Annotated in this window: 13 protein-coding genes; 9 read left to right on the forward strand and 4 right to left on the reverse strand. The window is 61.0% G+C overall.

Going from position 1 to position 16925, the window contains the following annotated elements:
- Positions 1 to 573 precede the first annotated feature (573 nt).
- From IP83_RS17975 to IP83_RS17995, 5 genes are read left to right on the forward strand one after another with little or no spacing between them, the layout of a single operon-like run.
- Positions 574 to 1572, forward strand: a complete 999-nt coding sequence (locus IP83_RS17975) for a cupin domain-containing protein (RefSeq protein WP_054123623.1) — start codon at positions 574 to 576, stop codon at positions 1570 to 1572.
- 7 nt (positions 1573 to 1579) lie between these two features.
- The gene (locus IP83_RS17980; protein ID WP_054123624.1) at positions 1580 to 2305 is read left to right on the forward strand and encodes an SDR family NAD(P)-dependent oxidoreductase; all 726 of its coding nucleotides are present in this window, start codon (positions 1580 to 1582) and stop codon (positions 2303 to 2305) included.
- A 12-nt stretch (positions 2306 to 2317) separates the two neighbouring features.
- Complete coding sequence (locus tag IP83_RS17985; protein WP_156309841.1) at positions 2318 to 3376, forward strand: ester cyclase; 1059 nt, start codon at positions 2318 to 2320, stop codon at positions 3374 to 3376.
- A complete protein-coding gene (locus tag IP83_RS17990) occupies positions 3376 to 4290 on the forward strand; it encodes an amidohydrolase (protein WP_054123614.1) in 915 nt (304 codons plus the stop codon). The genes IP83_RS17985 and IP83_RS17990 overlap by 1 nt, the downstream gene beginning before the upstream one ends.
- Before the next feature lie 50 nt (positions 4291 to 4340).
- A complete protein-coding gene (locus tag IP83_RS17995) occupies positions 4341 to 5381 on the forward strand; it encodes an ester cyclase (protein WP_054123625.1) in 1041 nt (346 codons plus the stop codon).
- On the opposite strand, the gene IP83_RS18000 is transcribed toward IP83_RS17995, so the two are convergent.
- The 4 genes from IP83_RS18000 to IP83_RS18015 form a co-directional block, all read right to left on the reverse strand.
- Positions 5378 to 6406, reverse strand: coding sequence for a nuclear transport factor 2 family protein (locus IP83_RS18000; RefSeq protein ID WP_197274436.1), 1029 nt, complete (start codon positions 6404 to 6406; stop codon positions 5378 to 5380). The genes IP83_RS17995 and IP83_RS18000 overlap by 4 nt on opposite strands.
- 5 nt (positions 6407 to 6411) lie before the next feature.
- Positions 6412 to 8040, reverse strand: a complete 1629-nt coding sequence (locus IP83_RS18005; protein ID WP_054123615.1) for a sodium/solute symporter — start codon at positions 8038 to 8040, stop codon at positions 6412 to 6414.
- Positions 8041 to 8129: 89 nt separating this feature from the next.
- Positions 8130 to 10514, reverse strand: a complete 2385-nt coding sequence (locus IP83_RS18010; RefSeq protein ID WP_082364827.1) for a TonB-dependent receptor — start codon at positions 10512 to 10514, stop codon at positions 8130 to 8132.
- 125 nt (positions 10515 to 10639) lie between these two features.
- Positions 10640 to 12088, reverse strand: coding sequence for a S9 family peptidase (locus tag IP83_RS18015; protein WP_082364828.1), 1449 nt, complete (start codon positions 12086 to 12088; stop codon positions 10640 to 10642).
- Positions 12089 to 12234: 146 nt separating this feature from the next.
- On the opposite strand from IP83_RS18015, the gene hisD reads away from it, so the two are divergent.
- The 4 genes from hisD (at position 12235) to IP83_RS18035 (ending at position 16698) form a co-directional block, all read left to right on the forward strand.
- Complete coding sequence (gene hisD, locus IP83_RS18020; protein WP_156309844.1) at positions 12235 to 13629, forward strand: histidinol dehydrogenase; 1395 nt, start codon at positions 12235 to 12237, stop codon at positions 13627 to 13629.
- Complete coding sequence (locus IP83_RS18025) at positions 13607 to 14626, forward strand: LacI family DNA-binding transcriptional regulator (protein ID WP_054123618.1); 1020 nt, start codon at positions 13607 to 13609, stop codon at positions 14624 to 14626. The genes hisD and IP83_RS18025 overlap by 23 nt, the downstream gene beginning before the upstream one ends.
- Positions 14627 to 14696: 70 nt before the next feature.
- Positions 14697 to 15458: an HpcH/HpaI aldolase/citrate lyase family protein gene (locus tag IP83_RS18030; RefSeq protein ID WP_054123619.1), complete on the forward strand. Its 762-nt coding sequence runs from the start codon at positions 14697 to 14699 to the stop codon at positions 15456 to 15458.
- Between the two features lie 7 nt (positions 15459 to 15465).
- A complete protein-coding gene (locus tag IP83_RS18035; RefSeq protein WP_054123620.1) occupies positions 15466 to 16698 on the forward strand; it encodes an MFS transporter in 1233 nt (410 codons plus the stop codon).
- The last annotated feature ends 227 nt before the right edge of the window (positions 16699 to 16925 follow it).

The raw sequence follows: 16925 nt of genomic DNA on the forward strand, positions 1-16925 counted from the left end.
CATCAACATGACTCAATGTATGCATTCGCAGTCATATATAGAGTATCGCCGCGGTACAAGCAGCAACAGAGCATGGGCGCCCAAAAGGGGGCAAGGCTCCATACTCAATGCCGCCAGCCGTACCCGGCGTAGGCTACCCCAGATCGCAATGGGTCAGTATTGGTGCCGCGCAAGACAGTTTGGTAGGGGGGAGAAATCGCCGACTGCTCCATCGTTGTGCATTTGCAAGAGGGATTTTACGCAACCTGCAGCAGCAGGGCTGCGGCTTGCCGAGCGCTGTTCCGGGTCACAATCTATCGCCCTCGTCCGAATCTCGGCCCTCGCTACAATTTTGAATTGACTGCGAATGCATTTTCGCCATCTTATAGTGGAACAACCAGATGGGGACGATGCAATGCCTGTGGGCAATCAGAACAACTGCGGCTTGCTACGGCTAAGCCTGACACGGGCCTGCCCCATTCCAGGCGTTCGACAGCATGCTTCGAGAGGCCGGGTCTCTGGAGAGAGCAACTTAAACATCCCTACAGTCGCAGCCGAAATCGGCGTTGGATGACGATGCGGAGCCAAGCCAGCATGGATGACACGACAATCTCCTCCGCCACTCACGACACGCTCGAGGCAAGGATCGTGCGCTATGCCGATCTCGCGCCGTGCCGGGATGCCTTCATCGACACCCGATCTCCTGGTTCCGACCAGAAGGAGAACTTCACCATCATCGGCCCCGGGGTGGCAGAGAATCCCAACCAATTCGTCCACATCAACGAAGCGCATGGCTTCAATATCGGCGGCGCACGGCAACCACCCAAGTGCCTGAATTCTCAACACAGTCACGAGACGGTAGAGGTCTTTTACGTCCATTCTGGCAAGTGGCGGTTCATGTCCGGCGAACATGGGGACGATGGCGAAGTCCTCCTTGGGCCGGGCGATCTGATCTCCATTCCGACGCAGTTGTTCCGCGGCTTCGAGAACATCGGCGAGGAAGAAGGATTCCTGTGGGCGGTTCTGGGCGGGGATGATCCGGGGCATGTTCTCTGGGCACCCTATGTGTTCGATATGGCCAAGGACTTCGGACTGGTCCTTCTGGAAGATGGGACCCTGATCGACACCGGAAGGGGAGAAGCCGTTCCGGAAGGGGCCAGGATCATGCCGGTCACGAGCCGCAAACAGATCGACATGTTGACCCGGGTCGATTCCGCAGCTCTTGAACGCTGCGTGATCCGCCATCGCGCCACTCGTCCGGCCGGGCTCTTTGCTGGAAGCGTGGGATTGGTTGACCGGCTACTGATCGGCGCCGAACCCATCGCATGGCCTCATGGCTTTACAGTTAGTGAGGTAAGCCTTGCCGCAGGCGCCTTCCTGTCCACCCACACCCTGGACGTTGCCGATGTCTGGTTTATCCAGCAGGGGAACGTGGAGGTCACGTTGGGGACCCAAGCCACGGTATGCGGTGCGGGCGACACGATCACTGTGCCTCGCGGCAGTGCGCGCAGTCTGCGCAATAACGGCAACAAGCAGGCTATCGTGGTGCAAGTCCGCGGAGGGGATGCACTGCCCCGTCCAGCTTGGCCCTGAAGGCACGATGACCGGCACTTTGGCAGACAAGCGGGCACTCGTCACCGGCGCGAGCAAGGGCCTCGGTCGTGATATCTGCCGCGCCCTCCTAGCGGACGGCTGGCAGGTCGTCGGTGTCGCACGGCCATCGCTCGAATTGAAGGCACTGCAGGCAGAATTGGGGCCGAGCTTCACGGCTTGGGAAATGGATGTCACCGGCGATGACCTGCTCATGGCAATCGCGGATGCAGATCCATTTGACCTCCTCGTGAACAATGCCGGGGGCAATCAGCCCGAACCCTTTGTCGACGTTGCCGACGAAACGCTGGACCTGCTGATCACCCTCAATGTCAGGGCGCCTTTCCGGATTGCGAGAAGCGTAGCCAGGGCAATGCCGCGTGGCGGCACGATCATCCACATGACGAGCCAGATGGGGCATGTCGGCTCCCCTCGCCGCACAGTCTATTGCATGACGAAGCATGCGATCGAGGGCCTTTCCAAGGCGATGGCGGTCGAACTTGCTCCAGCGGGAATCCGCGTGAACTGCATCGCACCGACTTTTGTCCGAACGCCGATGACCGAAGGCATGCTGGCCGATACGCAGTTTGCAGCGTTTGTCGATCGCATGATCCCGATGGGACAACTGGCGACAGCCGAACAGATTGCGGCCGCTGTCGTCTATCTGGCCTCGCCGGCGGCAGCGATGATCACCGGGCACAGCCTGGTGATCGATGGCGGATGGACCGCGCAATAAGGAACGCCTGCAGTGAGCCAACCAATCACCATGGTCAGCTTGACCGATATCGACACGATGATGAACCCGGGCAGCGAGCGCCGCATGGACATGCATGGCTTCGATGCGGAGTTCGTGGACTTCCCACACTATATCATCAGGATCACCGAACGGATCTGGCACGACCGAGAGGTTGACCTGTGCCTGAAATGGTATGCGCCGGATTGTGTGATCCACACCCTTGCCGGGCCGATCTCAGGGGCGCAGACGGTAGTGGACAACACCTGGGCAACGCTCCGCGCTTTTCCCGATCGCCGCCTCGACGGTGACAACGTGGTGTGGTCCGCTGAAGGAGACGGTGCTTTCCTGTCTTCTCACCTGATCACCTCGAAGATGACCAATCTGGGTGACAGCGACTTTGGCCCCGCCACGGGCCGGAAGGTGCTGGTCCGCACAGTTGCCGATTGCCTGTGCCGAGAGAATCGTGTCGTCGAGGAGTGGCTGGTCCGGGACAATCTCGCGCTGGTGACCCAGCTCGGCTTCGATCCTGTGGCTGTTGCCAGTCGCCAGGCCGCTGCGGACAATGCGGTGGGTAAATCCCTTGTCGCGTGGCTCGCGCCTTATTGGTCGGCGGTGTTTGATCTGCCCGACGCACAGGCACAAACGCCCGCGGCGCGGATTGCTGTTGATTTGCTGCAAGCGCGCTGGTCGCAGCCCGATCAGTCTCTTGCCCGCCAGCTGTCCGATTTCCGCCTGAACGCATGGGTTCCGGGGGGGCAGTTCCTTTATGGGCCCGATCAGACATGGGAATGGCAGGAGGGCATCCGTAGCGCCATTCTGGGCGCCTGCCTGCGTGTCGAACATATTGCCGAGGTTCCCTATCTTGGCGATGCCCGCGACGTTGCCGTGCGCTGGTCCTTGTCCGGTCATCATCTTGGTGCGGGCCGCTATGGAACGGCCACAGGCGTCCCACTGCACATCCTTGCCGTGTCGCACTTTCGCATCATCAACGGCCGTGTCCGCGAAGAGGTTACGGTCTGGGATGACATTGCGGTCATGCGCCAGGTGGCGAGCGCAGCCCATCCTGTGTGATGAAAGTCCGCCGAATCATCGATGCCCACCACCACTTGTGGGACCTTGGCGCAGACCACCGATATCCGTGGCTGATGAAGCAAAGCGTGGTTCGCTTCTTCGGTGATCCAAAGCCGATCCAGCGTGACTATGGCGTGCCCGAATTCCGCGAGGATATCGGCACTTTGCCGGTGGTGGCGAGCGTCCATATCCAGGTCGGGGTCGAAAGCGGCGATGAACTGGCTGAAACGCTCTGGCTGCAGGATCAGCAGCGCCGCCATGGGTTGCCTAGCGCTATCGTAGCGTTCTGCGATCTGACCGCGCCCGATTTCGAGGCCCGGCTCGACCGCCACCGTGTTGCGGAATCCTTGCGGGGCGTTCGCCAGATCGTGGGGCGCAGTGCGGATGAGGATCGCGCAACCGGCAGCGACGCGTTGCTGGAGAATCCCGCATTCGAGGCAGGCTTGAAGCGCCTTGCCGAACTCGGCCTCAGCTTCGACCTGCAATTGATCCCCGCGCAGATGGAGCGCGCCGCAGGGCTTCTGGCCAAAGTGCCGAACGTGCGGGTGGCCTTGTGTCACGGCGGAAGTCTCAGCGATTTTTCACCGCAGGGACGCGCGATCTGGAAGCACGGAATCCGCCTGCTGGCAGCCCTGCCCAATGTGATCTGCAAGGTTTCCGGCTTTGGCATGTTTGACAAGGCGTGGTCAGCAGCAAGCGTTCGCGAGCAATTCCACACCATGCTCGATGCCTTCGGGCCAGAGCGGATCGCCTTCGGCTCGAACTTCCCTGTAGAGAAGCTGGCGACACCTTATGTGCAGGTCTGGCGGCGTTATCTCAGGATGACGGCGGGGCTGTCCGGTTTCGAACAGCAACGGCTGTTCCACGACACTGCCGTAGAATTTTATAAGCTGCCCGACACTGCGGAGCCATGACCAGCGAACCTTTCAGCCGCTCAGACCCGCATCATCAGCAAGGAACCCCCATGTCAACTGCACACCTCAAGTCCGCAATCGCCCCCCTCCGGTCGGCTCTCGCGGCAGCAGAACCGCAGGGCGCAGTGGCGGCGCTCAAGGCGACATTTTCCGAGAATGCGGTGGTTCACATGTGTCACCCCTTCGGCGATCTCACTGGTTCGGCAGACTACGCTGAGCACTGCCTCGTGCCACTGATGCGCGCCATGCCCGATCTTGAGCGGCGCGACATGATCGTGCTCGCCGGAGCCACCCCCGAAGGCGCGGACTGGATCGGCTGCATGGGCAACTACATGGGCACGTTTGTGGCCCCATTTCTCGATATTCCGCCGACGGGCCACCTCGCCCACATGCGCTACCACGAGTTTTTCCGCATCGAGAACGACCGCGTCGCTGAGGTTCAGGCGATCTGGGATATCCCCGAACTGATGATGCAGGCAAAGGCCTGGCCCATGGCCCCGCAGCTGGGTGCCTATCTCTGCACCCCCGCACCGATGAGCGGCGATGGCCTGACCGTATCGGGAGACGGCCGCCACGCGTTCGATCATGTCGTGGCCATGCTCGAGGATCTCTGCCGTCATCCGGCCAATCCGGATCCAGCTGTCATGCAGCTCGGGAAGTACTGGCACCCCCGTTTCAACTGGTACGGCCCCGCCGGAATCGGGACGGCACGCGGCATTCCCGGCTTTCGCAACTGGCATCAGATCCCGTTCCTGCGCGCCATGCCCGATCGCAAGCTCGATGCTATGGGCGATCTGATGTCGCACTGGGTCGGTGAAGGAAGCTACGTCTGCGAAACCGGATGGCCAAACATGCGGCTGACACTCAGTCACGATGGCTGGATGGGCATCGCACCCGCTGGCCGTGAGGTTCTCCTGCGCAGCCTCGATTTCTGGCGCCTTGAAGGCGGGCTGATCCGCGAAAACTGGGTTCTGGTCGATCTGCTTGATCTCTATGCACAAGTCGGAGTCGATGTGCTGGCGAGGCTGCGCGAGTTCAACAAGGCCCGAAATCTCACGGCGATCAGCGTGCCGGATGGGCTGGGGGGCTAGCCCAGCTCCCGCATTCGGGCAAAGATATCGAGGCCCTGCTGCTTGAGATACCAGGGGATGTCGATGAACACCCAGTTCTCGGCCAGCCGGTCCCCTTCGCGGCGATAGATGTCGACGACGCGCATCTCGCTTGCGATCCCCGATGCCGGCAGGCCGAGAAAGCCGCCAGTCGGGCGATTGGTGAGATTGGGCCAGCCGAAAAACCCTGCATAAGTGCCTTCAGCAAGCCGCGCGACATGGCCGTGGTAGACCTTGTCGGTGAGGCCTTCGCGGAACGGATGCTGGTGCTGGTGCTGATAGCGCGGGATGGACATGCTCGCGCCGATCCCGGCCGGCCCGTACCAGACCATGTCCGTGTGCCACGTCCGGGCCAGATACTCGGGCGGACAACGATCCTGTCCGCTGCGGTTCAGCGCGTCGAGATCCGCGATCATACGATTGAGCAGGGCTAGGGTTGCGACGCCTTCGGCAGGATCGCTGTCCCCGAACAGCAGGCCGTCATGCGTCCTAGGCCCCGGATAGACAAAGTAGCAGCCGGTCGCGGGCGGCATAGGATTGCAGCCTGCCTGCTGCATCAATCCGATCACATCCAGGAACAGGCCGGTCTGGACAATGCGATCACCGCGCACCTGATGGAACTCGGCAAAGCGCAGCGAGGCAATCCGCCCCGTCGGGGGAATGCCGAGCCATGGGCGATCGAACAGCCCCATCAGGTGCCCCATGCTGCAGGTCCAGACCTCGGCAGGGTTTCCGGCGTCATTTTGGCCGGCAAAGAAGATATCGCGCCGCCATTGCCGCGTCGGAAAGGCTTGCCAGAGCGGTTCGAGGACGGTCGCTTGGACCTGATCAGCATAAAGCCCTTCGCCCAGCGGATAGCTCCCCCGCCAGCGGTAGTCGGCAGAGACGAAGCGCCGCAGCAGGTCGCCGAGATGACTCACCTCTGCCACATCTAGGGCATCATGATAGGCGCGCACGACCGACTTGGCGTTGCGGATTGCTTCTTGCCGGTCGAGCGCCGTGTTCAATCGGGTCAGCCGAGTGTCTGGAAGAACGTGAGGAACAGGACGATGAGGCCGAACCAGACCAGAAGTCCCCAGACGGGCCCGTCCACCTTGCCCGGCACCACGTACCAGCCATCCTGCTTCTCTGGCAGCCCTTCCCGCGCGAAGCGCAGCCTTTGGCCGGGAACCGAGTATTCATGCCACTCGCCCTGACGACCGCGCAGGATCAGGCTGGCGAGCAGGGTGACCGCGATATTCGCGCCGCCACCGATCACCACATACCAGGGCCATGCCACATGGATCGCCGCAAGCCCGAGCGGAGGGAAGCCGTAGACGACGACCGCCAGCGTGCTGAAACTGGCCGCGATGCCGATCAGCAAACCTTCCTGCGTGGTGTGCTTGGAGAAAGCACCGAGGCCGAATGTCGCGAGCTGCGCTCCCACGAAGAACGAACCGACTTCGGTGAGTCGCTCGAGGATCGACCCGCCGCTGCCGACAAAGGCATAGGAAATCGGGAGCGAGATGACACCCCACATCAGCGTGAACGCGCGCGAGGCCCAGAGATACTGCCGGTCGGTACCTGTGCGGTTGAAGAAACGTTGGTAGAAGTCTGCAACCGAAGTCGTAGCGAGCGAATTGAACGAAGCTGAGAGCGCCGACATCGTTGCAGACAGGATCGCCGCCGCCAGCAGGCCCATGAGGCCCGGAATCTGCAGGCTCTGAGCATAAACCAGAATGATCTCGTTCGGCTGTCTGAATGGCACCCCGCGGAAGTGGACGTAGAGCAAGGCACCGATGAGAAAGAACGTGAAGTAGATCACGAAACCAGCGTAGCCCATCGTCAGATAGCTCTTCTTCGCATCGCCGATCGTCTTGGCCGCAAGCGCACGCTGCACCATCATCTGGTTCGCGCCGTAGACCGTAATGTGGTATAAGGTCATTGCGCCGACACCTGCCCAAACCGTTGGGGCAATGGTGAAATCGAGGTGAGTGTTGAGCGCTTCGAGTTTGCCGGCGGCGCGCAGCTGGTGCAGGGCATCGCCCAGCGGAATGGGGCCGTGGAGCAGGTTCCACAGCACGACCGCTGCCCCGGCGAACAGGATCGAAGCTTGCAGCACATCGGTCCAGATCACCGCCTCGAGGCCGCCGACCATGGTGTAGCCCAGCACAAGCGCCGTGATGATCAGGATGCTGGTGTGGACATCGATGCCGGTGATGAAGGTGGTTACGACGGACGCCGCCACCACGATCGAGGCGGACGTGATGACCTGCGAAAACATGAAGATGAGCGCGAGGACGGAACGCGTGGCTACCCCGAAGCGATGTTCGAGGTACTCATAGATCGACGGCGCACCGCTGTTGTAGAAGAAGGGCAACAAGACGGTAACTACAGCGAACACCACGAGTGGGTAGTTCATGTGGATCGCAAGGGCCGCCATGCCATCGCTGTAGGCCCATGCCGGAGCGCCGAGAAACGATAGGGCGCTGACGTAGGTGGCGACGACGGAAATGCCGAGCGCCCACCATGGCATGTTGCGGGAACCGAGCTGGAAGTCTGAAGCGCTGGTCACACCGCGGCTTGCGAACAAGCCAATCGCAACGGTGCCGCAGAGATAGGCGATGACAATGGCCCAGTTCAGCAACCCGAATTCAGCCATGCCACTCCCCTGTCCACTAAGGACACACCCGGCGCTGTATCATGAAATGCTCCCGGGGCAGCCTGCGCAGACCCCGGGAGCAGTTTCTTTTAGAAGCTCACACCAACCCGCACGCCCCAGATGCGGGGATCGCCGTAGTTTGCCTGGATTGACGCGGTCGGGAAGTTGGCCTCGTCGGGCTTGAAGATCACCGAACGCACGAGAACCGCCTTATTGGTGACGTTCTCGACAAATCCCTCGACCGTCAGCCCCTTGGCCTTGTTGCGCCAGGTCAGCCGCAAGTCCAGCTTGGCATAGGCCGACTGATCCGAACCGGGTAGGTTGTAGTCGTAGCTCCAGTATTTGTTCGAGTAGTAGATCTGCGCCATCGGCGTGATCGAGTTGTTGTCGTCGATATCGAAGACATAGCCCGTCGTCATCGTGGCAGAGAGGGTCGGAGCAAGCGCTGGTCGCCAGCCGCGCAGCTGTAAGCCAGGTGTGCCGCCCGCAGCGATGATCTGCGCATTGGTGCGGGTGACGTCCTGTCGTCCCTGAAAGTTGCCAAGTCCGTTCAGGCGGCTGACGAGATAGTTTCCGAACTTGGCATCAAGCAGCGAGACCGAGCCATTCGCAAAGAAGCTCTTGCCAGGACGCCAGTTGAACTCGATCTCCATGCCCTTCGAATTGATCTCGCCACCATTGCTGGTGAACTCGGATGCGATGCACGAAGCGGGATTGTTGGGATCAAGGCAGGCGGAAACGAACGACTGCGCCTGCATGTTGCGGTAGCGGTTGACGAACAGCGAGCCATTGAGAGTCAGAGTGCGGTCGAACAGCTGCGTCTTGAAGCCCGCTTCATAAGCTGTAACCGTTTCAGGACCGAAGACAGCCGGGGCGCCTGCCGCGACAAGCTGCGCGCCGTTCACGCCGCCGACCCGGTAACCGGTCGATACGTTGGCATAAAGCAGGATGTCAGGTGCCGGCACATATTCGAGGCCAGCCTTCCACAGCACCTTGTTGCCGCCGCCGCCATTGGCGCCACCGATCAGCTTCTGGGTATCATTGTTGTAGCGGATACCGCCGGACACCCGCAGGCCCTCTAAGAGTTGGAATGAGCCATTGGCAAAGACGGCCTTGGATTCCGAAACGAAGGCGTCGCGGATGTTGGTGTTGTAGCGCGTGTACTTACCGTTCGCCAGATAACCGAAGTCATTATTTGACGATTGCTTGAAATAATATCCACCAACCAGCCACTTGAAGCGTGTCTCGCCATTCGACGCGATCCGAAGTTCGGTAGAATAGGTCTTTTGCTCGTTATCGTAACCGGCGAAGAAATTGTTCAGCGAGTCCTGGCCGTATTGGCCATAATGATAGCCATCGGAGTAATCGGGATCGTAGTAGGACAGTGAACGGTACTTGTTGTACGCACCGATGAAGCTCACGGTCGCCGGACCAAAATCGTAATTCAACTGCAGATTGACATCATCGCCCTTCGCAAGACCGCGCGACGGACCATCACGCGAAATGTTGTAGGGGCTGACGTCGGTCACCTTGGATGCACCGGTCGGCCCCGTCGAGGCGGCAGAGTCGGGACCGGGCCGGAAGCAATGGCCTGAACGGTACACGCCTGTGGCGGAAAGGCCGGTGGCCGTCGTCGGATCGCCTAGGTTCTGGTAACAACCGATCTGGGTATAGCCGTAGGGGCCATCGTTGTTGATGTCGCGATTGTACTTCGTGTAGCGGACTGTCGCATCGAAGGAGCTCGACGGCTTCCACTTGGCCGTGATTCGTCCGATCTGCACATTCTCGTTACGCAGGTCGTCCGAAGGACCATCGAGGAACGTGTTCACGATGTATCCGTCGTGCTTTTCGCCGAGTGCCGAAACGCGGATCGCGAAGGTGTCGGAGATGGGCAGGTTGAGAGCAGCTTCACCGCGGATGCGATTGTAGTCACCGTAGGTCAGTTGCGCGTTGCCGGAAATCTGATCGAACTTCGGCTCGTTGGAAATGATGTTGATCGCACCAGCAAAAGTGTTGCGCCCATAGAGGGTACCCTGCGGGCCACGCAGGACTTCAATCCGGTTCACGTCGAGATAGGCCGCCATGACCTGACCAACCGTCGCGACATAGGCACCATCATTGAACACGCCGACCACTTGCTGCGCCTGCGGCCCCACATTGTTGGTGCGCGCGCCGCGAATGGCCACACGGGCTTCCGTGCCGGAAAAGCCGATCCGGACGCCCGGTACAGCCATGCCGATCCGGGTCGGGTCGACAATACCGGCGGATTTCAGAGATTCCTCGCCAAGCGCGGTCACTGCGGCCGGGATCGACTGCACATTCTCCGCACGCTTCGTCGCGGTGACGATGATCTCGCCGCCAAAACGGCTGTCGTCGTCAGACTTCTTCTTCTCCTGCGCCATTGCCGGCGACGCTGCGCAAAGGGCGGCGATCGCCACCCCGCAGAACATGATGCCGCGTTGAAAATGAGTCATGGTCAAAAGCTCCCCTTTGCGCCCCTGATTCGCGCTTGGCTGTAAATGACTGCGAATGCAATGATGTGTCAACGGCAAATTGACTGCGAATGCATTTAGCCGGAGCAAGCGCTTATTGTGCGAACTCAGCGGAACGCAGCCAGGTCCCGGCTGACGATCTGCGTGTACGCTTCGCGGGATCCGGGGGGCGAGAACCAGCTGTAGCGGCTGAGCCGAAGGGTATGTGTGCTGCCAGGATACTCGAATGCCTCGCAACGGCCACCCGAGCGCTTGATCCTTGCGCACAGATCGTAATTCCACTCAGGCAAGGAATAGTAGTCCCTGTCGGAGAAGTGGAGTGACACCCGCGCGGTGATGAACGCCTCGCTACGGAAACCACCGATCTGCGGCAGAACTCTGGCGAGCGCGCCATCCTGCCGAAGCCCGCAGTCCTTGCGCGCCTCATCAGGTGCGCCGGTGAGCTTCAGCGATGCCATATCCGCAACCTGATATCTAAATCTCTGATACATTTCGGAAAAACCTGAGCGCACGACCGTACAGACGCTAACCGCACCGAACCGCTGCTTCTGCCAGCTCCACTGTCCGGGATCGAGTGTCTCGATGCTCTCGTTCGGCCAGGCAAACACAAAGTGGGGATTGATCGCGCCGTTCGCACCTCGCGCCGAACCTGTCCAGGTACCATCGCCAGATAGAAACGCCTCGCTGGATTCGGCCATCGGACGATAGGTCTCGACCTGCGTGAAGCGGTCAGCGAATGTTCCGGACATGATCGATCCGGCGCGCGGTCGATGAACGACGCGCGAACCTCTGCCCGAAATCGCCAGCAAGGTCAGCGCAGCATCGCCGCCTTGGGAATGGCCGGCGACCGACAATCGCGTCAGATTGAGTCTGACATGGTGCGCCGAACGGCCAAAGGGCCGCCAGTCAAGCCGTGCGATGCTGTCGAGCCCGTCGATCAAGTTGAGGGCGTCGATCGCATAGAAGATGGGGGCCAGATGGGTCGCATTGTCCCATGCTGCCATAGATGCGCGCCCATCGGCCACGCGTCCATTGACGGTGCCATGCCCGCGGTAGCCCGGTGTCACCACGACAAACCCGGCCTTGGCATAGGCGTCGATCATTTCCGCATACATGGATGCGGGCGTGTACGAGAAATGAAAGTCTCGCGCCGCCTCGTATCCCACCCAGCCGTGGAGGAAAACGATGACGGGATAGCCACCTGCGGGCGGCGGGGCATGAGGAACATCGATGCGCGTATAGAGCCGCAGTCCATCGGAACGGTAGCTGGCCAGAACGCTCGAATAGGCCGCTTTGCCCCCACCGAAGAACCGCTCAGCATAAGCCTTCGCGTTCAGACCTTGCGCCAGATCCGTGACGATCTGCAGCTTTGAGCCATAACGCCGGGCGCGCAGCACCTTGATGGTGATGTCCCGCAAGCTTCTGAGCTCGACGCCGCCCTGATCGTTCGTGCGCTGATCTGCAGGGGCAGAGGCAGGCGGAAGCGCGAGGGTAGCCGGTATGCCGCCCGGACCAGCAGCGAGGATAAGTGCTGCTAACACCGCCACAACGGACATAGACTTTCCCTTCTCGGATTAGAGCGCGGCACCCGCCGAACCCGAAGGATGTCGCCTTTTGACTTCGCAAGCAATTTGTTTTGCAACTCATCACCCTTACAATCGCCAAAATTCTGTCGCCAAGAGGCTGGCAGCCTCATGTTTGCATGCTCAAAGAGCCATCGGGGTGGCCGGATGCCTTATTGCCTTCGCAGTCATTATATCATACCGCCGCGGACAATCACGATTCGCATGAGAAGGGAGAGTTCGGCGTGGCACGCTTTCTAAAGACCGGCATTACCGAAGACGCTGCAGCCGAAGCGGATGCGCAGGTCCGCTCGACGGTCGAGGCGATCATCCTTGACATCAAGCGACGCGGCGACGCAGCTATGCGCGACTGGTCGGCAAAGTTCGATGCGTGGTCTCCCGAGGATTTCCGCCTCTCGAGCACGCAGATCGAAGAAGCCTACGCAGCACTGGACCAGCAAACAATCGACGACATTGCCTTTGCGCAGGCACAGGTCCGCAATTTCGCGCAGGTGCAGCGCGCGTCTCTTCAGGATGTCGAGGTTGAAACGCTGCCCGGTGTCGTGCTCGGCCACAAGAATCTGCCGGTCAGTTCGGTCGGTTGCTACGTGCCCGGTGGAAAATATCCGCTGGTCGCATCTGCCCATATGAGTGTCGTGACCGCCAAGGTCGCCGGGGTGTCACGGGTAGTGTCCGTCGCGCCTCCCTATCAGGGCAAACCCAATCCGGCGATCGTGGTGGCGATGCACATGGCAGGCGCGGACGAGATTTATTGCGTCGGCGGTGTCCAGGCCATTGCCGCGATGGCCCTGGGCACGGAGACAATCGCGCCGGTCGACATGATCGTCGGTCCCGGCAATGCCTTCGTGGCCGAAGCCAAGCGGCAGTTGTTCGGGCGAGTGGGGATCGATCTGCTTGCCGGACCGACGGAAACGCTTGTGATAGCCGATGAGACCGTCGACGGAGAGCTTTGCGCAGCAGACCTGCTCGGTCAGGCCGAGCATGGACTCAATTCCCCGGCGATCCTGCTGACCAATTCGGAAAAGTTGGCGACGGAAACGATAGCCGAAATCGAGCGGCAGTTGACGGTCCTGCCGACCGCCCCGATCGCGGCAAAGGCATGGGCCGATTATGGCCAGGTGATCATTGCCGACAGCTACGAGGAGATGGTTCAAATCGCGGATGAGATCGCATCCGAGCATGTTCAGGTAATGACGCAGGATCCCGATTTTTTCCTCGCCAACATGAAAAACTACGGCGCGCTGTTTCTGGGCGCGCGCACCAACGTTTCCTATGGCGACAAGGTCATCGGCACGAACCATACGCTACCCACCCGGAAGAACGCCCGCTTCACCGGCGGCCTGTGGGTTGGCAAGTTTATCAAGACGTGTACCTATCAGCGCGTGCTGACCGACGAGGCCAGCGCGATGGTGGGAGAATATTGTTCTCGCCTCTGCGCGATCGAAGGCTTTGCTGGTCACAAGGAGCAGGCTGACATCCGGGTGAGGCGTTATGGCAAACAAGAAGCTCTCTGAGACGACGGGGGCAACCTCGTATGATGTTGCCGAACTGGCTGGGGTCTCCCAGTCGGCGGTCAGCCGTGCTTTCAGGAAGGGCGCATCCGTTGCGCCCAAGACTCGCGAGAAGATCATGCGCGCAGCAAAGCAGCTCGGCTATCAGCCGAATGCCTTTGCCCGCGGCCTGATCACGAAGCGTACGAACCTGATCGCGGTGGTTATCTCCAACCTGACCAATCTCAACTACCCGGAAGTCCTCGCCGAACTAACGCAGCGCCTTTCCGCAGTCGGCAACCGGGTCTTGCTGTTCAGCCTTGCGGCGGAGTCCGATGTTGACGAGGTCCTCGACCAGGTATGGCCCTACCGGGTCGACGGCGCCATCGTCGCCGCCCGGCTGACGGACGAACAGATCGAGCAGTTCAATGACCGCGGCACTCCGATCATTCTCTACAACCGCGTCGGCGATACAGCTCCAGCAGCAAGCGTCTGCTGCGATTCCGCGTCGGGCGAACGCGAACTGGTCAAGCACCTGCTTGCCGCTGGGCACCGCGCCTTCGGCATCATCGCCGGGCCGGAAGACAGCTACGTCGGCGAGGAACGTCTCGCTTCGGCCTGCCGCAGTCTTGAGCAGGCCGGGATCACTCCGTGGATCCATCGCGGACGGTTCGATTACGAATCCGGCAAGGATGGCCTGCGCGTCCTGCTCGAGCAGTCCGCCAATGCGCTCGATGCGGTGATCTGTCTAAACGACGTGATGGCGATCGGCGCTATCGATTGCGCACGCAATTTGTTTGACCTCACCATTCCCGACGATCTCTCGATCGTCGGCTTCGACGGTGTCGGCCCTGCCACGTGGCTGGGGTATCAACTGACCACGGTCCGGCAGCCGGTCCGGCGGATGACCCAGGCAGCGGTTTCGATGCTGCTTGAGCGGGTCGAGAATCCAGGGATGATTCCGGAACAGCGGCTTTTCGGCGGAGAGTTCGTAACCGGGCGATCGGCAAGGCTTGCATGAGTGCTGCTGCCGTTCCGTCCGCCCGCCGACTTGGGTCGGCTCTTGTTTGATTTCGGAAAGGAACGGCCTGATGCTCAAGCAACGCCTCGCCAGCGGGCAACCCGTGCTCGGCACATTCATCAAGACACCCCACCCGCATGTCGTCGAGGTGCTCGCCAGTAGCGGTCTCGATTGCATCTGCCTTGATGCGGAGCACGCGCCCTTTGACCGGCGCGATCTCGATCTGTGTATCATGGCGGCTCGCGCCGGTTCACTGGCCACGCTGGTGCGAACCCAAACCAGTTCAGCGCACGATATACTGTCCGCGCTCGATTGCGGCGCGGACGGGATAGTGGTGCCCCATGTGAGGTCTGCCGCCGAAGCGCGCGCCATCGTCGCGGGGAGCCATTATGGCGCCGCTGGCGCGGTTGCCACGAGGGGCTATGCCGGTTCGAGCAGGGCTGCAGGCTATGGTCTACGCAGCATCCAGGATCATATGCGCGCAAGTGCCGAACGCACCGTCGTGGTAGTACAAATCGAGGATATCGAGGCGCTCGACAACATCGACGAGATCGCGGCAGTAGACGGGATCGACGCCCTGTTCGTGGGGCGGATCGATTTGACCGTGGCCTTGGGCTGCTCCTCACCGGACGATCCCCCGGTAATTGCTGCCGTCCAGCGCATCCTTGACGCAGCGCGCAAGGCCAATCGGCCATGCGGACTGTTTACCCCGCGTCCGGCTGACGTTCCAATGTGGCGGGAGCAAGGCGCCAGTCTGTTCCTTCTTGGCTCTGATCACGGCTTCCTGCGCTCGGGTGCGCAGCAGCTGCGCAGCCATAGCGGGCTCGATTGAATTCTGCATGGACGTGGCCGATCAACCCAGCCGAGGGCGCCGGATCGGTGCCTTGGCATTCCTGATGATCGGCTACTTCTTCTATGCCTGGTCGTGGAACACGGTCGACATCCTGAGACCCTACCTGCGGGATGAGTTTCACCTCTCGCTCGCGCAGGCAGGCTCACTCTATTCAGTTCAGGCCATCGGTGGAATCTGCGGCGCGATCATGCTTGGTCAGTTGGCGGACCGGATCGGGCGGCGCAACACGTTGGTCATCGCGATGATGGGATACGGTAGCCTGCTCGTTTCGGGTGTTTTCCTGCAAAGCTATACCGAATTGCTGCTGCAGCGGCTGGCGCTGGGCTTCTTCATGGGAGCCATGTATCCGGTTGCAGCGGGCCTATACGCAGGTCTGTTTGCTCCAGCGGTCAGGGGCTTAATCGCCGGCATAGCCCTCGCGGTCTACAACCTTGCCGTCGCCGCACTGGGGTTTCTTTCTGCCGCCGCGTTCCGCGCCGGTTTCCACTGGCACTTGCTACTGTGGGCCGGACTGATCCCGACCATGCTGGCTCTACTGGCCTTTGTTTTCATTCCGGACGATCGCCTGCCACCGCTCCGTGAAGCACCCGGCAATATTGCTGCTGGGCCAAACGCACGTTTCCCGATCGCCGAATTGTTCCAGCCAACAGTGGCGCGTCAGACGATTCTGCTGGCGGTCATGTCAGGGCTCAATCTGTTTGCTTACCAGGTCTTCACAGGGTGGGCGAGCACCTACCTAAAGTCGGTCCGGGCATTCGATGATGCACTCGTCGGCGATATCCTTGGGTGGCAATTTGCCGGTGCAGCGCTTGGCGGGCTGTTCTGGGGCGCAATCAGCGACCGTCTCGGCCGGCGAAGTGGATCTGGCGGCTTTCTGCTCGCAGCTGGGATCATCCCTCTGTATCTCTTTGTTCCGTTGCCGACAGCATTGATCAAGGCCCTCGGCTTTGCCTACGGTGTCATGCTGTCGGCTTCGGCAATCTGGGGCCCGTGGCTGTCCGAACTCTATCCCTCTCATTTGCGATCGACGGCCGCTTCGATCTACAACTGGGGACGCGGACTCAGCATGATGGCACCGCTCATCACTGCTCCGCTAGCGGGTGCATTCGGACTGGTTCCCGTCATGGCGCTCGCTTCTATTTGCTTCGTCGTGGCAGCTCTGATCTGGAGGGCGCTACCAGAGACAGCGGTTTCGCGTGCTGACGTCGCCGGCGTTTAAAGCCCGATCCAGACAGCACAGGCCCGCGGCCATCCGGCTCTTCGCGAACCCCTCCCTGAAGGCGCCGCCTAACCCTCGCAACCCCGATCCGGTCGGCCGTTTTGCCGCACGCTGCGCGCGCGTCTGCCCGCACCACCCGTCCTGATCGAGGTTCCCCTCCGGCCGCCTGCGGCGCCCTCCGGTGCGAGCGCCAGCCGCCCCCTTCTGACGGTCAGTTCGCAGCCGGG

The sequence above is a fragment of the Novosphingobium sp. AAP93 genome, assembly GCF_001296055.1.
GTDB lineage: Bacteria > Pseudomonadota > Alphaproteobacteria > Sphingomonadales > Sphingomonadaceae > Novosphingobium.

Coding starts and splice junctions, on each gene's coding strand:
- IP83_RS17975 (WP_054123623.1), top strand. CDS start 574: ATGGATGACACGACAATCTCCTCCGCCACTCACGACACGCTCGAGGCA.
- IP83_RS17990 (WP_054123614.1), top strand. CDS start 3,376: ATGAAAGTCCGCCGAATCATCGATGCCCACCACCACTTGTGGGACCTT.
- IP83_RS18010 (WP_082364827.1), bottom strand. CDS start 10,514: ATGACTCATTTTCAACGCGGCATCATGTTCTGCGGGGTGGCGATCGCC.
- IP83_RS18030 (WP_054123619.1), top strand. CDS start 14,697: ATGCTCAAGCAACGCCTCGCCAGCGGGCAACCCGTGCTCGGCACATTC.
- IP83_RS18005 (WP_054123615.1), bottom strand. CDS start 8,040: ATGGCTGAATTCGGGTTGCTGAACTGGGCCATTGTCATCGCCTATCTC.
- IP83_RS17995 (WP_054123625.1), top strand. CDS start 4,341: ATGTCAACTGCACACCTCAAGTCCGCAATCGCCCCCCTCCGGTCGGCT.
- IP83_RS18015 (WP_082364828.1), bottom strand. CDS start 12,088: ATGTCCGTTGTGGCGGTGTTAGCAGCACTTATCCTCGCTGCTGGTCCG.
- IP83_RS18035 (WP_054123620.1), top strand. CDS start 15,466: ATGGACGTGGCCGATCAACCCAGCCGAGGGCGCCGGATCGGTGCCTTG.
- IP83_RS17980 (WP_054123624.1), top strand. CDS start 1,580: ATGACCGGCACTTTGGCAGACAAGCGGGCACTCGTCACCGGCGCGAGC.
- hisD (WP_156309844.1), top strand. CDS start 12,235: ATGCTCAAAGAGCCATCGGGGTGGCCGGATGCCTTATTGCCTTCGCAG.
- IP83_RS18025 (WP_054123618.1), top strand. CDS start 13,607: ATGGCAAACAAGAAGCTCTCTGAGACGACGGGGGCAACCTCGTATGAT.